This window comes from Nostoc sp. MS1, from assembly GCF_019976755.1.
Taxonomy (GTDB): domain Bacteria; phylum Cyanobacteriota; class Cyanobacteriia; order Cyanobacteriales; family Nostocaceae; genus Trichormus.
This window is the reverse complement of record NZ_AP023441.1, coordinates 2,173,548-2,190,450: the sequence shown is the minus strand read 5'-3', so window position 1 is coordinate 2,190,450 and position 16,903 is coordinate 2,173,548. Positions and strand designations below refer to the sequence as shown.

Below are 16,903 nucleotides of genomic sequence, written 5' to 3'. Positions count from 1 at the left end.
TCCTAAATGTTCTGGTATAACGGTAAATTAATTGATTCGCAAACTATAGAGTTAGATATTTATGATCCAGGGTTGTTGTATGGCGCTACGGTATTTACAACGCTGCGAGTGTATGGTGGTTCGCTCGATAGTAGTTTAACTAATTGGCAGGCTCATTGCGATCGCCTCTACACCTCTGTAAACTATTTCGCCTGGGAACAACCAGACTGGAACCGGGTGCGTGAAGGTGCAGAACAACTCCTCACCCATTTCCCTGTCCTGAGAATCACCTTGTTTCCTGATGGGAGAGAATGGATTATAGGTAGATATCTACCCCAAAATTTATTAGAACTGCAAAAGCACGGCGTAGCTTGCACCCTAGCCACAGCAGAACTATACCGGAGTTTACCTGCTCATAAAACTGGGAACTACCTGAGTGCTTGGATAGCTAAGACTAACGCCACAATACTTAATTCCCAAGAAGCAATTTTCGTAAATACTGCCGGAAATTGGCTTGAAACCACCACAGGCAACCTTTGGGGATGGCAGAATGGGAGATGGTGGACTCCACCGTTAACGGCTGGTATCTTACCAGGAATTGGGCGATCGCAGTTAATAGACTGGCTGCAAACCCAGCAACAGTTGGTAGTAGAGGAGGCTTGGACATCTGAATTAGTCAAAGACTTTGAAGCGATCGCCTACACTAATAGTGTGGTGGAAGTTATGCCCATACATACCGTTCATCAGCTAACAGAATCGTTACAATATGATCCCTACCATCCAAAGTTACACAAACTTAGAGAACTATTCTTAGCATGACAGATGTATCATTTTGGTATACGTTAAGATAAGTTAACATAATTCTCATAATGCCCTACGCACAAAAATACGGGAGGACAAACCTCAGTGAATAAAAGATGGAGAAATGCGGGGCTGTACGCGCTGCTATTTATAGTTGTAATTGCGCTTGGCACAGCTTTTTTTGAAAAACAACCCCAAAATAAAGAGTCATGGCGCTATAGCCAGTTTATTCAAGCAGTTGAAGGCGGCAAAGTAGAAAGAGTCAGCTTGAGTGCAGACCGTTCTACCGCGCTGGTAACACCCAAAGATGGATCTAATAAAAAACTTGTTACTTTAGTCAACGACCCAGAATTAATCAATACTCTTACTCAAAAAGGCGTTGATATTTCTGTATTGCCCCAAACCGACGAGGGATTTTGGTTTAAGGCATTAAGTAGCTTATTCTTCCCTGTATTGCTGCTTGTGGGCTTATTCTTCTTGCTGCGTCGCGCTCAAAGCGGGCCTGGTAGCCAAGCCATGAACTTTGGCAAATCCAAAGCAAGAGTGCAAATGGAACCTCAAACCCAAGTTACCTTCGGTGACGTTGCGGGTATTGACCAAGCCAAATTAGAACTAAACGAAGTCGTAGACTTCCTCAAAAACGCCGATCGCTTTACCGCCATTGGTGCAAAAATTCCTAAAGGAGTGCTGTTAGTAGGGCCTCCAGGTACAGGTAAAACCCTCCTAGCGCGTGCAGTAGCAGGGGAAGCTGGCGTACCTTTCTTCTCCATCTCTGGTTCTGAGTTTGTGGAAATGTTTGTTGGTGTGGGTGCTTCCCGCGTCCGCGACTTGTTTGAACAAGCTAAAACCAACGCTCCCTGTATCGTCTTCATCGATGAAATTGACGCAGTAGGTCGTCAACGGGGTGCAGGTTTAGGTGGTGGTAACGACGAACGGGAACAAACCCTCAACCAGTTACTCACCGAAATGGATGGTTTTGAAGGTAACACCGGCATCATCATTATCGCTGCTACCAACCGTCCCGACGTACTCGATGCCGCCCTATTGCGTCCCGGTCGTTTTGACCGTCAAGTCGTTGTTGACCGTCCTGACTACGCCGGACGTAGCGAAATCCTCAAAGTCCATGCCCGTGGTAAAACATTGGCGAAAGATGTGGACTTGGATAAAATCGCTCGTCGTACCCCAGGTTTCACAGGTGCAGATTTGTCCAACCTGCTAAACGAAGCCGCAATCTTAGCAGCAAGACGCAACTTGACCGAAATCTCAATGGACGAAATCAACGATGCGATTGATCGCGTGTTGGCTGGGCCAGAGAAGAAAGACCGTGTAATGAGCGAAAAACGCAAAGTTTTGGTAGCTTACCACGAAGCCGGTCACGCCTTAGTTGGTGCATTAATGCCCGACTATGACCCCGTACAAAAAATCAGCATCATCCCTCGCGGACGTGCTGGTGGTTTGACTTGGTTCACCCCCAGCGAAGACCGCATGGATACAGGCTTATACAGCCGCGCTTATCTGGAAAACCAGATGGCCGTAGCTTTGGGTGGTCGTATTGCTGAAGAAATCATCTTTGGTGAAGAAGAAGTTACCACAGGTGCTTCCAACGACTTACAACAAGTAGCCCGTGTAGCCCGTCAAATGATCACCCGCTTTGGCATGAGCGATAAATTAGGCCCTGTCGCCCTTGGTCGTCAACAAGGAAACATGTTCCTCGGTCGTGACATCATGTCAGAACGTGATTTCTCCGAAGAAACAGCCGCCTCCATTGACGAAGAAGTTCGTAAATTAGTAGACACAGCCTACACCCGTGCTAAAGATGTGTTGGTAAATAACCGCCACATCCTCGACCAAATCGCGCAAATGCTGGTTGATAAAGAAACCGTAGATGCTGATGAACTGCAAGAAATCCTCGCAAATAACGACGTAAAAACCGCCGCGTTTGCCTAGATAAGTTTGTAGTCAGCACTAAAGTGCTGAGAAATAAAAAATGGGAGTAATTTTTATGTTAATTACTCCCATTTTTTATGCTCAAAACTTACGCATGAACAACAAGAATTAATAGTTTTGGCAAAGCTATAGGGGTGTGAGAATCTGGCTATTCAAAACCCTTATACCTAGTCTTAACAGACAACCTTTGTGTATAAGTCCTAATATTAAAGATTCTCAGGATCAATACCCAAAGATAAAAGTCTTTCTGCTAATAATTGGGCGCGTTGTTGAGCCTGTTCCTTTTCCAAACGCTCTTGTTGAGCAAGCTGTTGAGCCTGTTCCTTTTCTAAGCGCTCTTGTTGAGCAAGCTGTTGAGCTTGTTCCTTTTCTAACCTTTCCCTCTGCGCCAATTCATCACCAGTAGCTAAAACACTACCATCTTGATAACACCAGCGTAACCAATTATCTTGTCTGCCTTCAAATTCACCAGTCCACAAAGTCACGCCTAAACCAACTTGTTCTAACCAAGTTTCTTGTGTTTCCCTGTAGTATCTACCATTTAGCTGATAAACACGCAGTGTCTTTTCTCCTAATTGCTGAGTCGGGTCGTACACAACATAGTAAATAACCCGCATTTTTTCATAAATTCTTAATTTCTTGCCTAGTTCCTCACCTTCTTTATTCGAGACAATTTCAATCACCACTTCTGGAACCTTGCCAAACTTCCACACCAAATAGCATCGGTTTTGTTTTTCCCACCAGTTTTCAGGAGTTTGGACATCAAAACTAATAAATACGTCAGGAACGATCGCCGCTTCACCATCGGTATGATAAATACCAACATTAGCCTCAGCTAAAAATGTCTGGTCTTGTAAAGAACTATAAAGCGAACCAACTAACAAGCGCTGTTGTCTGGCAGATGCAAAGTTATCCACAGGTGTATCATCTTCCGTCATTAGCTGGTTGGCATCTGGTACAGAGTAATCATCAGCATTGATTAAAACTTGCTCAACCATGATATGCAGTCTTTGCAGGGATTGTTTCTATCTTAGTTGATTGGGAGCGATCGCTTTTTGCAATTAGTAAGTAGCAGTATGATGGGCATTGCCCAACAAGTTTATACATAATACCAATTCAAAATTCGTCTTGGATTCATAGCCGTAACACATCCTACCTAATATTTACTTTAGTGTTTCCAAATCTAAATTAGAGGCAATTTGCGCTAGTTTCTCAAAATCAGAAAAGTCATCTACATAAGGTAAACAACCTAACACCGGAACATTAGTCAAAGATTGAATTAACTCTTTTGGTGTTAAGTTGGCGATTTCTTCCTCAGAACGAGGCTGTGTGCAGTTCAAGACAATACCTTTGAGATCAACTCGCGCTTGTCTAGCTAAGGCTACATTAGCAACTGCATGACCCAAAGAACCTAATTTTACTGGTACTACCAATACTGTAGGCAAACGCCATTCCCCAGCTAAATCTGCCACTGTTAACTCGTCAGTTATGGGGGAACCCAACCCCCCTACAGCTTCAACTAATACTAAATCAAGACGCGATCGCAATTGGGTTAAAGTCTGCCAAACTATAGCTAAATCCACTTGTCTATTTTCTTTGGCGGCGGCGATGGGGGGTGCTAGAGGCGCACTAAAGTACAGAGGTGTCATCTCTGCTGTGGACTGCTCTAGTGTAAACAAGTTTTGATACCATTCGCGATCGCCAATTCCCGATTGAATTGGTTTCATAATCCCCCAACTGCCTTGAGGGTAGTATTTTTGACAGTAAGCTGCCAAAACTGTAGTCAGAGCAGTTTTGCCAGCTTCTGTATCAGTTCCCGTAATTAGTAGTGATTTCAACAATTTTTGTTAGTTGTTAGTTGTCAGTTGTCAAACAATGCACGGATTTGAGATTTATTCCCCGAATGAATTTAGAGGCTTCCCTACGAGACACTACGCGAATATACCTTGTTAAATTTGGGTTTTGAATCTTCAACCCAAAATCCAAAATTTAAAATCTAAAATTCGATCAGTTGTCATTAGTTTATTCTTCGCTGCTTCTCTGCCTCCTGTAATAACTAAAAATTACTTCTAAATTTTTAGGACTCAAAACTCAAAAATATTGTAATACACTGTCTAGGATGACATTTACGGTGTAGTTTGTGGTTCAGGAAATAAAGTAGGTGTTTCTGTCGGTGTGGGTGTTTCTGTCGGTGTGGGTGTGGGTGTTGGAGTGAGTGTAGGTGTTGGAGTGAGTGTAGGTGTGGGTATAGGTGTTGGTATGAATGTTGGCGTTTCTGTAGGTGTTGGTGTTGGTGTAAGTGTAGGTGTTGGTGTTGCTTGAATGGGTTTTTCTACTGCTACAGTCAAACTATAGTCACTTGCTGCAACTCCAGGATTGAGAGTCAATCGAATCGTATATCTGCCAGTATTAGGTAATGTGCCTACATAGTTCGTAACTTGTTGGGCGCTAGGCTCAATTGGCTGTTGATTGCTAGTAACAGTTAATAACACCCCATCACTTTGATCAATAAAGGTAGTAAGTTTATCTCCTGCTTGCCCAAAGAAACTATACTGAATAATTTGATTTGCTTGGATATTGTCCGTAACTGTAGCTGTATTAGTAGCCCCTAAATTGAGACGTTTGTTTAAAATTACTGGTTCTGCTGTTGGGGTGGCAAAAGTAGTACCCCCAGTTACCACTGGTGAAGGGAAACTTTGCGGTGGAGGGGTTTCACCTGGACGCGATGATGAGTGGCTGCGAATAGAACTTACTAAAGCCCAAGAACCAACGCCAGCCAAAATTACTACAGCACTACCTATAGCACCCAACGCCAAAGGATTATCTAAAACTGAGTTACTACGGCTGGGGGGAATTATGGGGTCTGGTTTGTTTGGTGTAAGTGGGGGTGGCTGAACAACATCGGGACGACGACCGACTGCAACCGTCTGCACACGGGAAAGGTCTGGGAGTGAAGGAACACCGTTATTAGGTTGGTCTATAGATAGTAGTGCTTGGGATACTTCCGCCGCAGATTGGAAGCGATCGCCTGGTGTGTAACTCAACATCCGGTTTAAAATCTGAGCAAAGGTTGGATTTACCCTCACCCACCTTTGCCAAGTCCAACTTAGTTGGTTTTCATCAAATAATTCTGATGCTTCCTTACCAGTTAATAAAACAATAGCTGTGACTGCTAAAGCATACAAATCACTACTAGGATAAGCCCGTCCTGTTTGCATTTGTTCACTGGGTGAGTAGCCTAATTTCCCCACCGTAGTAAGTGGTGTTGTCATGTCTGGAGATTGCAAACGAGTCGCCAGTTCTTTAACCACACCAAAATCAATTAAAACTGGCTTAGAATCGCTGTCTCGCAAAATAATGTTATCTGGAGAAATATCCCGGTGGATAATACCGCGCCCGTGGATATGTTCCAACACAGGTAACAATGAGCGGATTAATTGTAATACTTCTAGCTCAGTAAAGGCTTGGCCAGCAGTTTGGCGTTGGGTTAGCAGTTCTCGATAAGTTTTCCCAGCTACATAATCCTGTACTAAGAATAAGCGCTGGTCTTGCTCAAATTTTTCCCGGAATTTTGGTACTTGCGGATTTTCTATCTGATATAAAATAGCAGCCTCTCGGTGGAAAAGTTCTTGCGCCTTTTCCCAAGAGGACGTTGCTGTCGGTGTCGGAATCAGTTCCTTAATCGCACACAGTTCGTTAAAGCGTCTCTGGTCTTCCGCCAAGTAGGTTCTACCAAATCCTCCTTGTCCGAGAATTTGCACGATGCGGTAACGATTTTGCAGGACAGAGCCAATTAAAATTGGTGGTTGCATGGTCATCAATAGAGTGTAAAGGCAACTCAGGAGGAAGTAGTCACCCACCAAGATAAATCAAAGCGGCGACAACATTACCTGCGGCGATATTCTACCCTACACCGCAGCTAAACTAGCAAGCAATGTGTTCTATCTATGCTGATTGTGGAACGCTACGCAAACTTTGGATCGGTTTATCGCTTATTATAATAAGCCGATTTGATTTGTATGAGTAGGGAGCTGGAAACAGTAAATAAATACATATGTACTAACACGAGATTGGTCATTCCCCTCATCACTTCATAAAATTACTGACTCATAAAAAAATCTTGCCTTGATATCCCTATTTCCTACTCTCCACTCCCTACTGCCTAAAATTTTGACTATTGGCTTGACTTATAAATGATCAATGAAAAATGTCATGTGATAATTACAAAGGACAAATTGTGGTAATTGACTAAAATCTGCACAAAATAAATTTCTCAATTCATAAAAATACGGTATTGATGGTTTTAATTGCCGTGGTAGAATTTATCCGGTTTTATGATTACGGCTGACATTGAGATTGATAGCACAGTTCACTAGACTCAAAAAATTATTTTTGAAGATAGCAAAAAATCATTTAAACATACTTCAGCAATCGAAATAAGCTAAGAAAATAGAGCCAGGAATTTTGCAGTTAGCTGCTTTGCTCTCAATTGAGCGATCGCGCTTGCTTAACCCCTAGCCCATGATTTTGGCTGCTCTTGAACCATTGCATTCCTACCCTTGAGCCTGGGCTGAAGGATAACTAACCGTCTTTTGATTACTCAACCTCTGAAAAACTGTGACTTAGACAAAATATGAATTTCCACTATTTAAGTTGGCAACTCATAAACTATAATCTAAGCAGGAGATAATAAAGCTGATTTTCTAAACTAAAAAAATTTTGGCTATTGACAACCAAAAATTTAGTTTGTCAGTTTATATTATAATTCTGGAGGCAATATCTCAGAATATTGCATGAGCAGTCAAATATATTGATGTATTTGTTTGTTTAATGATGCTATTTCTTAATTGCTACAGTGTGACATCAACTAGCTGATGAATAATCACACTTGAGTTAGCAATATAATTAATAGCGTATTCTGGTATGCCAATCCAAGTCTCAAAAACTTGGTTGTGCTACTAATCAACTGAGTTCACACTAGGTTCTGGCATAGGCTAATCTGTATGATATTTTGTTTGTCGCAAGGAACGAAAAATAAGCAGATGATTATATTGAGAAATATTTAAAGTCCTTATGAAAGCTTCAAAAAAACACACAGATGTTTTTTTTACTCTCGTCCAGTTAAATCTACTAAATATCTAATGCTAAGATTGCCATGAATGCACATCGAGGATCTGCTGTGCTCAGTTCTGCAACTTTTAAACTGCAGCCAACTGCAACAGGACTGACTGAAAATCATCGCCTGCGGCTGTTTTCTGGCTCTTCTAACATCCCACTTTCTCAAGAAGTAGCTCGTTATCTGGGTATGGACTTAGGCCCTATGATTCGCAAAAGATTTGCGGATGGGGAACTATACGTTCAAATTCAGGAATCGATCAGGGGTTGTGATGTCTACCTCATCCAACCATGTTGTCAACCAGTTAACGATCACTTAATGGAATTACTAATTATGGTTGATGCCTGTAGGCGTGCTTCTGCACGGCAGGTAACAGCAGTAATTCCTTATTATGGTTATGCTCGTGCTGACCGCAAAACCGCAGGGAGAGAATCAATTACTGCCAAGTTGGTTGCTAACCTTATTACTCAAGCTGGTGCTAACCGTGTCTTGGCAATGGATTTACACGCTGCTCAAATTCAGGGGTATTTCGATATTCCCTTTGATCATGTTTACGGTTCACCAGTCATTATAGACTATATAGCAAGCAAACAACTGCATGATCTGGTAGTTGTTTCTCCCGATGTTGGTGGTGTAGCGCGAGCAAGAGCATTTGCCAAAAAGCTCAATGATGCCCCACTAGCAATTATTGACAAACGCCGTCAGGCGCACAACGTGGCCGAAGTATTAAATGTAATTGGTGATGTCAAAGGCAAAACCGCAGTTTTGGTTGATGACATGATCGATACTGGTGGAACCATTGCCGCCGGCGCTAAGTTGTTACGTGAAGAAGGGGCGCGTCAAGTATATGCTTGTGCTACCCATGCAGTTTTCTCTCCTCCAGCCGTTGAGCGTTTGTCCAGTGGCGTGTTTGAGGAAGTAATTGTCACCAATACAATACCCATACCAGAAAGCGATCGCTTTCCCCAACTAGTAGTGTTATCAGTTGCTAACTTACTAGGAGAAACCATCTGGCGGATTCATGAAGATACATCTGTAAGTAGTATGTTCCGCTAACTAAAAAAAGACTGTCTTTTAGGTTACAGTCTTTAATAAAAATAATATGAAGTATGAAGAAGGCCATGTGCCTCACTTCATGCTTCATATTTTTATATCATGTACGCTTAAGCACGTTTTATATCGTGGTGGTCGGTAATGAGTAATGTTACTGAACAATTACCAGTCAACAATTAATCATCAAAAAAATCTAATTTGATGAGGAAGAAGTAATATTTAATTTTTGTGGAACATCTGGATATGGCTGCTCAAAACCGCTCACTTCCGATAATGTGTACAATGGTCTTTGTTTAACTTCTTCATAAATTCGCCCGATATACTCACCCAAAATCCCAATACTGACTAATTGCACAGCGCCTAAAAAGAAGATAGCTATTAAAACAATGGTAATTCCCGTCAGGGGAGAATGGGGAGTAAAAATCCGCCAATACAGAACCAGCAAACACATCAGCAGTGAAACTATAGCCGCTAACAAGCCTAAATAAGTTGACAACCTTAACGGAATTTTTGAAAAAGAAACTATTCCATTAATTGCCAAGGCAAAAGATTTACGGAATGTGTATTTAACATCACCAGCAAAACGCGGATCACGCTCAAATCTAACGGCTGTTTGATTAAAACCAACCCAAGAACGTAATCCCCGGATGTAACGATTTCGTTCTGGCATGGCGTTGAGTACGTCTACAACTTGGCGATCTAATAAGCAAAAATCCCCTGTGTCTGTAGGAATGTCTACATCTGCCAACCGTTTGAGAATCCGATAAAAGGCATAGGCTGTGAAGCGTTTAAACCAGCCTTCTTTGCGGCGTTTGATTCGTTGGGCATAAACTATATGATATCCTTGTTGCCACAGTTCCACCATTTCCATAATTAATTCTGGCGGGTCTTGTAAATCGGCATCGAGAATAACCACTACTTGTCCCCGGACATGATTCAAACCTGCGGTGACGGCGATTTGATGACCAAAATTTCTGGCGAGACTGAGGTAAACAACACGAGGATCTTTTTGATGTAATTCTCGCATCATTTTCAAAGAGCGATCGCGGCTACCATCATTTACCAAACACAACTCGACTGAACCATCCATCTGATTCATCACTTGAGAAATGCGGCGATACATTTCTTCGATGGTTTCTTCTTCGTTGTATATCGGGACGATAAAAGAATATTTCGGTGGCATAGTTGAGCGAGGTTAAGGTTTTTTACGAGATGGAAAAGAGCGACGACGACGATACCAAGTGGAACCGCCCACCAGAAGCCCAATCAAAGCCAAAGCACCTACTACTGGTAAAATTTCACCAGAACGGATGGCTTTGAAGCCAGAACTCCCCAAGAGGACAAATGGCAAGATTCCGGGTACTGTCCCTAAAGCTGTGCCAATTAGGTAATCCTTAAAGCTGATTGATGTCAAACCTGCGGCAAAATTAACTAATCCATAGGGCAAGATAGGCATCAAGCGGATAGCAAACATATAGAAGATTGCTCCCTGTCTAACTTCCGCATCTATGGCTTGCCAACGTCCTGCTAGTTTTTGAGCAATAATTTCTCGCCCTACTGTCCGCGCAAATATAAAGGCAGCGATCGCGGCGATAATTGCTCCCACACTTGTCCAGAATGTCCCCATCCAAACGCCAAAAATGGCTCCGCCTGTTAAGTTGAGTGCTGTTGATGGCAAAATCAAAATTGTTGCTATCACATATATAGCTACATAAGTGATAGGGGCCCAAATCCCCGCAGCTTTGAGCCAAGATTGAATCAGTTCGGGATTAACACCCCCTAGTAAATACCCCGTCACCGATGTAGCAACCAGGCACACAGCCATCAGTATAGCAAAACTAGTTTTAGCATTCAGCATCAGTTCAGGCTCCTAGTTGTTTAAACTGATACTTGATGGACATTTTTGTAAAAAATTTACCATCACTGTGCGTAGGCGGAAGGCGATCGCAAACACCATTTTTAATTTGTAACTTTTATTACTGTAAATTTACTACATTTCGTTAACGAATGAACCTTTATGAACACTTCTACTAAAGTAAATTTACATAATTATGTAGCCAAAATATGAGGATTGATATTTAATTTTTGACGAAGATTTAGGGCTACTTTATGAAGTAATACCCATTTTGGATTTTAAAGTTTGTGGAAAGTTCTCAGGGAAGGGTTTCCCCGCCGTAAGCAACTTTTCAAGACGGATTCAGCAGTAACACTGTAATTGGATTTGATGTCCATGCCTTTATATATTGTCTATTTTTGAAATTCATTGCTTCTACTGGAGGCTCTTTACCTGGTCTGATAGCGAGAATAGCACAAGGTTTAAATTGATTGTAAGGATATACCTGATATTTAACTGCGGACAAATTAGCAGGGTTCAGAATGTGTCCGAATTTAATCACTTGATTATTATTGTTTTTTAATAGAATCCAGATAGGATATTCCCAATACTGAGCAGAAGGCGTTTTCTCTGCTCCTAAAGACAACCCAACATCTGCACAAGTAGTGGTTTTGATAAATTCGGTCGCCTCAAAAAAAGGTTTAATTAATTGAGGACGATTAGTGAAATAAAGCTCATTTCTACTTGTATTAAAAATATTATTTGTTGCAGCAATAGGTCTGTATTTGTTGTTAAATACAAACTGCATTGATGTGACCAATAATATCACTGCTAAAAAAGTAATTAGATAACGGTTCCAAATATTGCATAAGACTGTGCCGACAAAAGCGCCAGAAAGTACGAATAATGAAAGATGATGACGACTTTGATATGGTTGCAGTTTTAGCATCCAACATAACAACAAAAATCCAGCCGTGACAGCTACTATATAAGCAAGTAGTTTTTTATTATTTCTTAGCTTTCCGTAAAAAATAAAAATAGCTATGGCAATTAAAATCAACAATAAATGTAAGGGATTACCAGCAACGTTTTCATCAAAGGAAAGTCCTGGTACACCATTATAAGAATTTGGCGGGTGTGTGATCCGAGAGTCGGTCATATTTACACCCAAAAAACCATGAATTATTTTAACTAACTTTGTGAGTACACCTGTGAATGGTGTAATGAAACCTTGTAGTCCTAAATGCCTTACTATATCATTATGAAGTGAAAGATTTCTAATAATATTAGAAATGAAGGTGGGTAAGCTGTATATTTCTATTTTGTATTCTACAGAATATTCTGCTGTTGCTATAGGATTGCCATATAAATCAAAATTACGTAGATAATGACCGATATTTAAGCTAAAGAAAATAGCCGCCACAATCACGGCTGGTTTCCACATTTTCCACCGCATCTGGTTAATATACCAAACAAAAAGCCAAACCATAAAAGGAAAAGCAAAAATATAACCAGAACTCTTAGTGAAAATTGCTAATCCACAACTTGCACCAATACTTAAAACTAAGTGTGTAGGCGGATTTTTATAAGGTAAAGTTAAAAGTACAAAATGGGCTAAACACACTAACCAAAAACAAACTACATAATCGTTTTGTGTACTAGAACTCTGAAGGATACCCATTGGTAGAGTTGCACAGAAAACAGTAGCAAAAATCTGTCCTCGTTTATCTGCGCCTAATTGTTTAGCAATTAAGGATGCACCGATAATACTGCCAATCATGCTAAACACTTGCACTAAATTAGCAAACCTATCTCCACCACTGAGAATTTGAAGATGTAAGATAGCAATTTCTGCAAAAGGTGGGTGGACTAATTGGGCAGAATAGTAGGTAGGATAATGAGCTAGACTACGATTTTGTATCCAATGCACGACACGCGCCATGTGATAAGTCATGGAATCCCAGTTATTGGGCGGTGCAACGATCGCAATTATAGTGACAGTGGTAACAATAAAAGCTACTCCAGCTAATAAAACTAGTGAGATTGGAGTTATTTGAGGTATGGTTGGTAAATGGAGCGATCGCTTTCCTAATTTAATCAGGCGATAATAAACCCATCCCAAGGTAAAATTAATCAACAGCCACAAAGCTAACACCCAGCCAAATGTTATTAGTCGGAAAATGCTTAAAATTTCTGTGGTTAGAGTTAGTATTATACCCCAGGAAACTGCTGCTGATAAGACAGAACTACGCCAATCTCGCTCAGGATTGTGAAAAATTCCCCAAAGAATAGCTAAAGATAATAGTACCAGTCCAGCCATCGTCTATAAGACCTCACACATTACCAAGTGAATATCGAGTATTCCACATTGAGTAATTATAAGTGAGTATAAAGCATGAGGCTGAATACTTACCCCATAATTTATTCTCTTTGAGTTATACCTTAATGAGCTATAAAGTGATTATTGCTTTCTGGCTAACCGAGCATAATCTCCAAACCATTGATACTTTTGCTCTGGAGACTTTAGGGAGAAAAGCCACATCTCTACCATGCCAAATATTATACTTTTACGCCACAGTCTTTGCTTTTGCTCGATTCTATATTTTCTACTTCCCTCAAAATAATCTTCAAGAGAAGTAAGAGGTAGTAATTCTATATTTAAATTACGTATCATTTTTTGTCGTAGTTCCAAGTGTGAATCAAGTAATTCTTGAGGGGTGGCTCCAGGTTTATAAATGATTATTGCCTTGGGACGGCGTAAGAAAGCGTAGGTAATAGCTGTGGTTTGATGAACCTTATCTCTAGAACTAATAGACCATTCTTTTTCAAAATCACTAGCAATAGCACACAAAATATAATCTTTTCCCAGCACTTGTATGACTTCTGCAAAACATTGATATTTAGGGCTGGCTGAATAAGGGCGAAAGATAGCAGAATGAAGAGTTTCAGGGTCAGGAAAGAAAAATAAGGTGAAAAGAAAAAGGGTAAGATAAGTAAAAATCCTTGTAGCAAGTTGCGTTAAAATGTATCGAAGAGCGCAAAAGCAAGAAAAAGCAGCAGAAAACTTTGAACTACCCTTTGGGGGAAAACTAGCGTCAGATAACCGATGGGTAATCATGGCGAACATGATACCTTGGTCAAAATTTGAAGCAGAGTACGCAGAAATATTTTCAGCAAGAATGGGAGCGCCAGCCAAAACATTTAGAATGGCGTTGGGAGCATTAATAATTAAAGAAAAATTAGGAATAAGTGACAGAGAGACAGTAGAACAAATTCGGGAGAACCCGTATCTGCAATACTTTATAGGAATGTCAGCATATAGTAATGAATCTGCATTTGACCCGTCAATGCTAGTTCATTTTAGAGAAAGGATAGATATAGAATTAGTCAATAAAATCAATCAAGAAATAGTCAGGAAGATGTTAGAAAATAAACAGGAGGTAGAAGTAAGAGCAAAAAAGCCAGAGGTCGAGGATTCAAAAAGTAAGCCAGCCAATAGAGGAAAATTAATATTAGATGCTAGTTGTGCGCCAGCAGACATAAGTTATCCGACAGATTTAGGATTATTAAATCAAGCCAGAAAGCAAACAGAAACAATCATAGATACATTATATAAGTCCTTATTAGTAAGAAATATCAACAAACCAAGAACCTACAGAAACAAAGCAAGAAAGGATTATTTAGCAGTAGCCAAGAAAAGAAAACCAACAGTTAAAGAAAGAAGGAAAGCTATCAGAAAGCAACTGCAATATATCAACAGAAATTTAACTCATATTCAGCAGCTAATAAATTTAGGTGCGTCACTATTAAAACTGAGCAACAGTCAATATAAGATGTTGCTAGTAGTAGCAGAAGTTTATCGTCAACAGTTATGGTTATATGAAAATCAAAAAATTAGTATACAAGACCGCATTGTCAGTTTAAACCAACCACACATTCGTCCGATTATCCGAGGTAAAGCCGGGAGAACAGTAGAGTTTGGGGCTAAGTTTTCAGCTAGTTACTATGATGGCTATGTATTTTTAGACCATATTAGTTGGGACAACTTTAACGAATCAGGAGACTTAAAATCACAAGTAGAAGCATACAAAAACTACACCGGATATTATCCTGAATCAGTTCATGTTGATAAGATTTATCGGACGAGGGAGAATCGAGCTTGGTGTCAAGAAAGGGGAATTAGAATTAGTGGCCCACCACTAGGTAGACCCCCCCAAAATGTCAGCCCTGAAAAGAAGAAACAAGCCGCTTATGACGAAAGGATTCGTAATTGTATTGAGGGCAAGTTTGGACAAGGTAAACGAAGATTTAGCCTTGGTAGAGTTATGGCTAAACTTCCTCATACTTCTTTCACCGCTATTGCCATAACTTTTTTAGTTATGAATCTTTCTACTCTGCTATTACGGCTTTTTTGTGTATTTTTTTGCCTATTTTTCAAAACTGAGTCTTTTTTTACTTCTTCTATTATCGAAACTGATATTTCATTAAACCTTAAACAACAAAAACTTATCTTTTTTCTGGACTGACTACTTAATCAATTTTTCTCTTCCTTTGAAATGACTTTTTCAGCAAGCCCTATTTAAACTTAATGAGTAAATTTTTCTGTTAAATGGGAAAACTAGGTTTACCTCTGTGTTGGCACAGTGGCGAAATTGCTTATGAGTTCTCAATAGGAAAATGCTCAAAAAATTTCGGCTTAACCTTTTAATTTTGCCCTTTTCTCTGATTTCCTGGCTGGGCGTGGGAATGTTGACTAACTCCCAAGCTGATGCGTTACCAGGACAAAGTACAGAGGAAGTTGGTACTTGGATTAAAGCTCATCCCACTCTCCGTCCCAGAGCAGGAGAGAAATTGTTTGTACAGAAAAGTGATACAGCAGCCCAGCGATTTACATTTCAAGCTTCTGTATTACCCCCAGGTAGAGTAGCTTTTACCAAAGATAGGAGTGTAATTCGTAGTGAACGCATTGCCATGTACGATGCCATCAATGGTATGACATTGGAGCGTCTACAAGAATCCTTGCGCATAATTTATGGTTTGGATATTTATCAAGACTTTAAACGCGCCCAAGTGCTTTATGAATATCCTGACGAAAGTGCAATTAACTCAGCACGGATGGCTAAAACTCCCATTAGAGAAGCTTTGAAGGGAGAAGTAAGAGTGGGCGATCGCTATGCTTATTGGCTGGAAGTTGCCCAACCACGAGGGGGTAAAGCTTTCACCGGACAAATGACTGTTTTACTGAAATCCGACTTAGACAAATTAGAAACAGAACTGCGAAATCGTTAGTCTGTATATGTTAATCGTATTAAATCCCCAACTTTTTTGCGAAGTCGGGGATTTGCGTCTTTTTTGGACAAAAATTAAGCGATCGCTTAGATATAGTTTCAGTGCGATCGCCTAGATATAGATAATTAAACTCACAATCAAATTTTAGAGCGGATGATTAGCGGAAAGTATCCACTGTCAAATTAGAATTTAGAGCCAAACGTAAATCTTGTTGTGGTCTAACTACAAATACCTCAACTTCTTTTTTACGCAGTAATACACTAGCTAAAGCACCTGCTGCTGCACCACCTACAGGTTCTAAAACTTCAATTCTCCGATTACCTGTAAGTAAAGAAATTGCAGTAGCCGCACCTGCACCAATAGCAGCATCAGTTAATATTTTACCAGAATCATTTTTTCTAATTTTTTCTACTCTGGTGATAGTTTGAGAACTGGCATCAATTGATTGTCTGTTACCGGAAGGATAAACTAATTCTCTGGCTACGAATCTTACACCTCTAACATCATTTTGGTCGTTTCTATCTTGTGAGTAACCACCGTTGTAATATACAGGCTCTAGTTGTCCCACAACTTCAGTACCAGCAGGAATTAAAACTCTTCTACTGTTATCGACAATATTGTTAGCGATCTTCAAGGTTAAAGATACAGTTTCACCACGGCTAACAACTACTTGATCTTTCTCATAAGTAACAGGAAAACTCACGCCGGCAGGAATAGAAACTCTCCGGTTTTGATTAAGAAGTTGCGCATTAGCTGCCGGTGCAAAAGCAATCATAGGGGTTACAGTACTTGTAGTAACTGTTAATGCTACAAGGGCGGCGGCTCCAGATTTCCAACGATTTAAGTTAGTCATAATATTTTTGGGTTCTCAGCAATTATAGATT

At 40.4% G+C, this 16,903-nt stretch carries 13 protein-coding genes; 5 read left to right on the top strand and 8 right to left on the bottom strand.

The genetic code is table 11. The features are described from left to right. Window positions 1-6: 6 nt before the first annotated feature. Together NSMS1_RS09500 and ftsH3 are read left to right on the top strand one after the other, a co-directional pair. A complete protein-coding gene (locus NSMS1_RS09500) occupies window positions 7-798 on the top strand; it encodes an aminotransferase class IV (RefSeq protein WP_224092739.1) in 792 nt (263 codons plus the stop codon). A gap of 87 nt (window positions 799-885) precedes the next feature. After that, on the top strand, window positions 886-2,727 hold the full coding sequence (gene ftsH3, locus NSMS1_RS09495) for an ATP-dependent zinc metalloprotease FtsH3 (protein ID WP_224092738.1): 1,842 nt from the start codon (window positions 886-888) through the stop codon (window positions 2,725-2,727). A gap of 206 nt (window positions 2,728-2,933) precedes the next feature. Here the strand turns inward: ftsH3 and NSMS1_RS09490 are convergent, their stop codons facing one another. From NSMS1_RS09490 to NSMS1_RS09480, 3 genes are all read right to left on the bottom strand, one after another. Next, window positions 2,934-3,725 carry a Uma2 family endonuclease gene (locus tag NSMS1_RS09490; protein WP_224092737.1) on the bottom strand — a complete coding sequence of 264 codons (792 nt, stop codon included), beginning with the start codon at window positions 3,723-3,725 and terminating at the stop codon, window positions 2,934-2,936. A gap of 165 nt (window positions 3,726-3,890) precedes the next feature. Next, entirely contained in the window at window positions 3,891-4,568 is a 678-nt protein-coding gene (bioD, locus tag NSMS1_RS09485; RefSeq protein ID WP_224092735.1) for a dethiobiotin synthase, read from the bottom strand. A 285-nt stretch (window positions 4,569-4,853) separates the two neighbouring features. Beyond that, window positions 4,854-6,539 carry a serine/threonine-protein kinase gene (locus NSMS1_RS09480; protein WP_224092734.1) on the bottom strand — a complete coding sequence of 562 codons (1,686 nt, stop codon included), beginning with the start codon at window positions 6,537-6,539 and terminating at the stop codon, window positions 4,854-4,856. Between the two features lie 1,343 nt (window positions 6,540-7,882). Between NSMS1_RS09480 and NSMS1_RS09475 the strand changes: the two genes are divergently transcribed. After that, complete coding sequence (locus NSMS1_RS09475; protein ID WP_224092733.1) at window positions 7,883-8,899, top strand: ribose-phosphate pyrophosphokinase; 1,017 nt, start codon at window positions 7,883-7,885, stop codon at window positions 8,897-8,899. A gap of 190 nt (window positions 8,900-9,089) precedes the next feature. On the opposite strand, the gene NSMS1_RS09470 is transcribed toward NSMS1_RS09475, so the two are convergent. From NSMS1_RS09470 to NSMS1_RS09455, 4 genes are all read right to left on the bottom strand, one after another. Then, a complete protein-coding gene (locus NSMS1_RS09470; protein ID WP_224092732.1) occupies window positions 9,090-10,079 on the bottom strand; it encodes a glycosyltransferase family 2 protein in 990 nt (329 codons plus the stop codon). A 12-nt stretch (window positions 10,080-10,091) separates the two neighbouring features. After that, window positions 10,092-10,754, bottom strand: a complete 663-nt coding sequence (locus tag NSMS1_RS09465; RefSeq protein WP_224092731.1) for a TVP38/TMEM64 family protein — start codon at window positions 10,752-10,754, stop codon at window positions 10,092-10,094. A gap of 328 nt (window positions 10,755-11,082) precedes the next feature. Further along, entirely contained in the window at window positions 11,083-13,050 is a 1,968-nt protein-coding gene (locus NSMS1_RS09460) for an ArnT family glycosyltransferase (RefSeq protein ID WP_224092730.1), read from the bottom strand. 141 nt (window positions 13,051-13,191) lie between these two features. After that, entirely contained in the window at window positions 13,192-13,602 is a 411-nt protein-coding gene (locus NSMS1_RS09455; RefSeq protein WP_224092729.1) for a hypothetical protein, read from the bottom strand. Between the two features lie 151 nt (window positions 13,603-13,753). Between NSMS1_RS09455 and NSMS1_RS09450 the strand changes: the two genes are divergently transcribed. Both NSMS1_RS09450 and NSMS1_RS09445 read left to right on the top strand, forming a co-directional pair. Next, complete coding sequence (locus tag NSMS1_RS09450; RefSeq protein WP_224085439.1) at window positions 13,754-15,256, top strand: IS5 family transposase; 1,503 nt, start codon at window positions 13,754-13,756, stop codon at window positions 15,254-15,256. A gap of 151 nt (window positions 15,257-15,407) precedes the next feature. Next, window positions 15,408-16,019 (top strand): hypothetical protein, encoded by a 612-nt coding sequence (locus NSMS1_RS09445; protein WP_224092727.1) that lies wholly within the window; start codon window positions 15,408-15,410, stop codon window positions 16,017-16,019. 157 nt (window positions 16,020-16,176) lie between these two features. Here the strand turns inward: NSMS1_RS09445 and NSMS1_RS09440 are convergent, their stop codons facing one another. Then, window positions 16,177-16,872 (bottom strand): conjugal transfer protein TrbI, encoded by a 696-nt coding sequence (locus NSMS1_RS09440; RefSeq protein ID WP_224092725.1) that lies wholly within the window; start codon window positions 16,870-16,872, stop codon window positions 16,177-16,179. Between the last annotated feature and the right edge of the window lie 31 nt (window positions 16,873-16,903).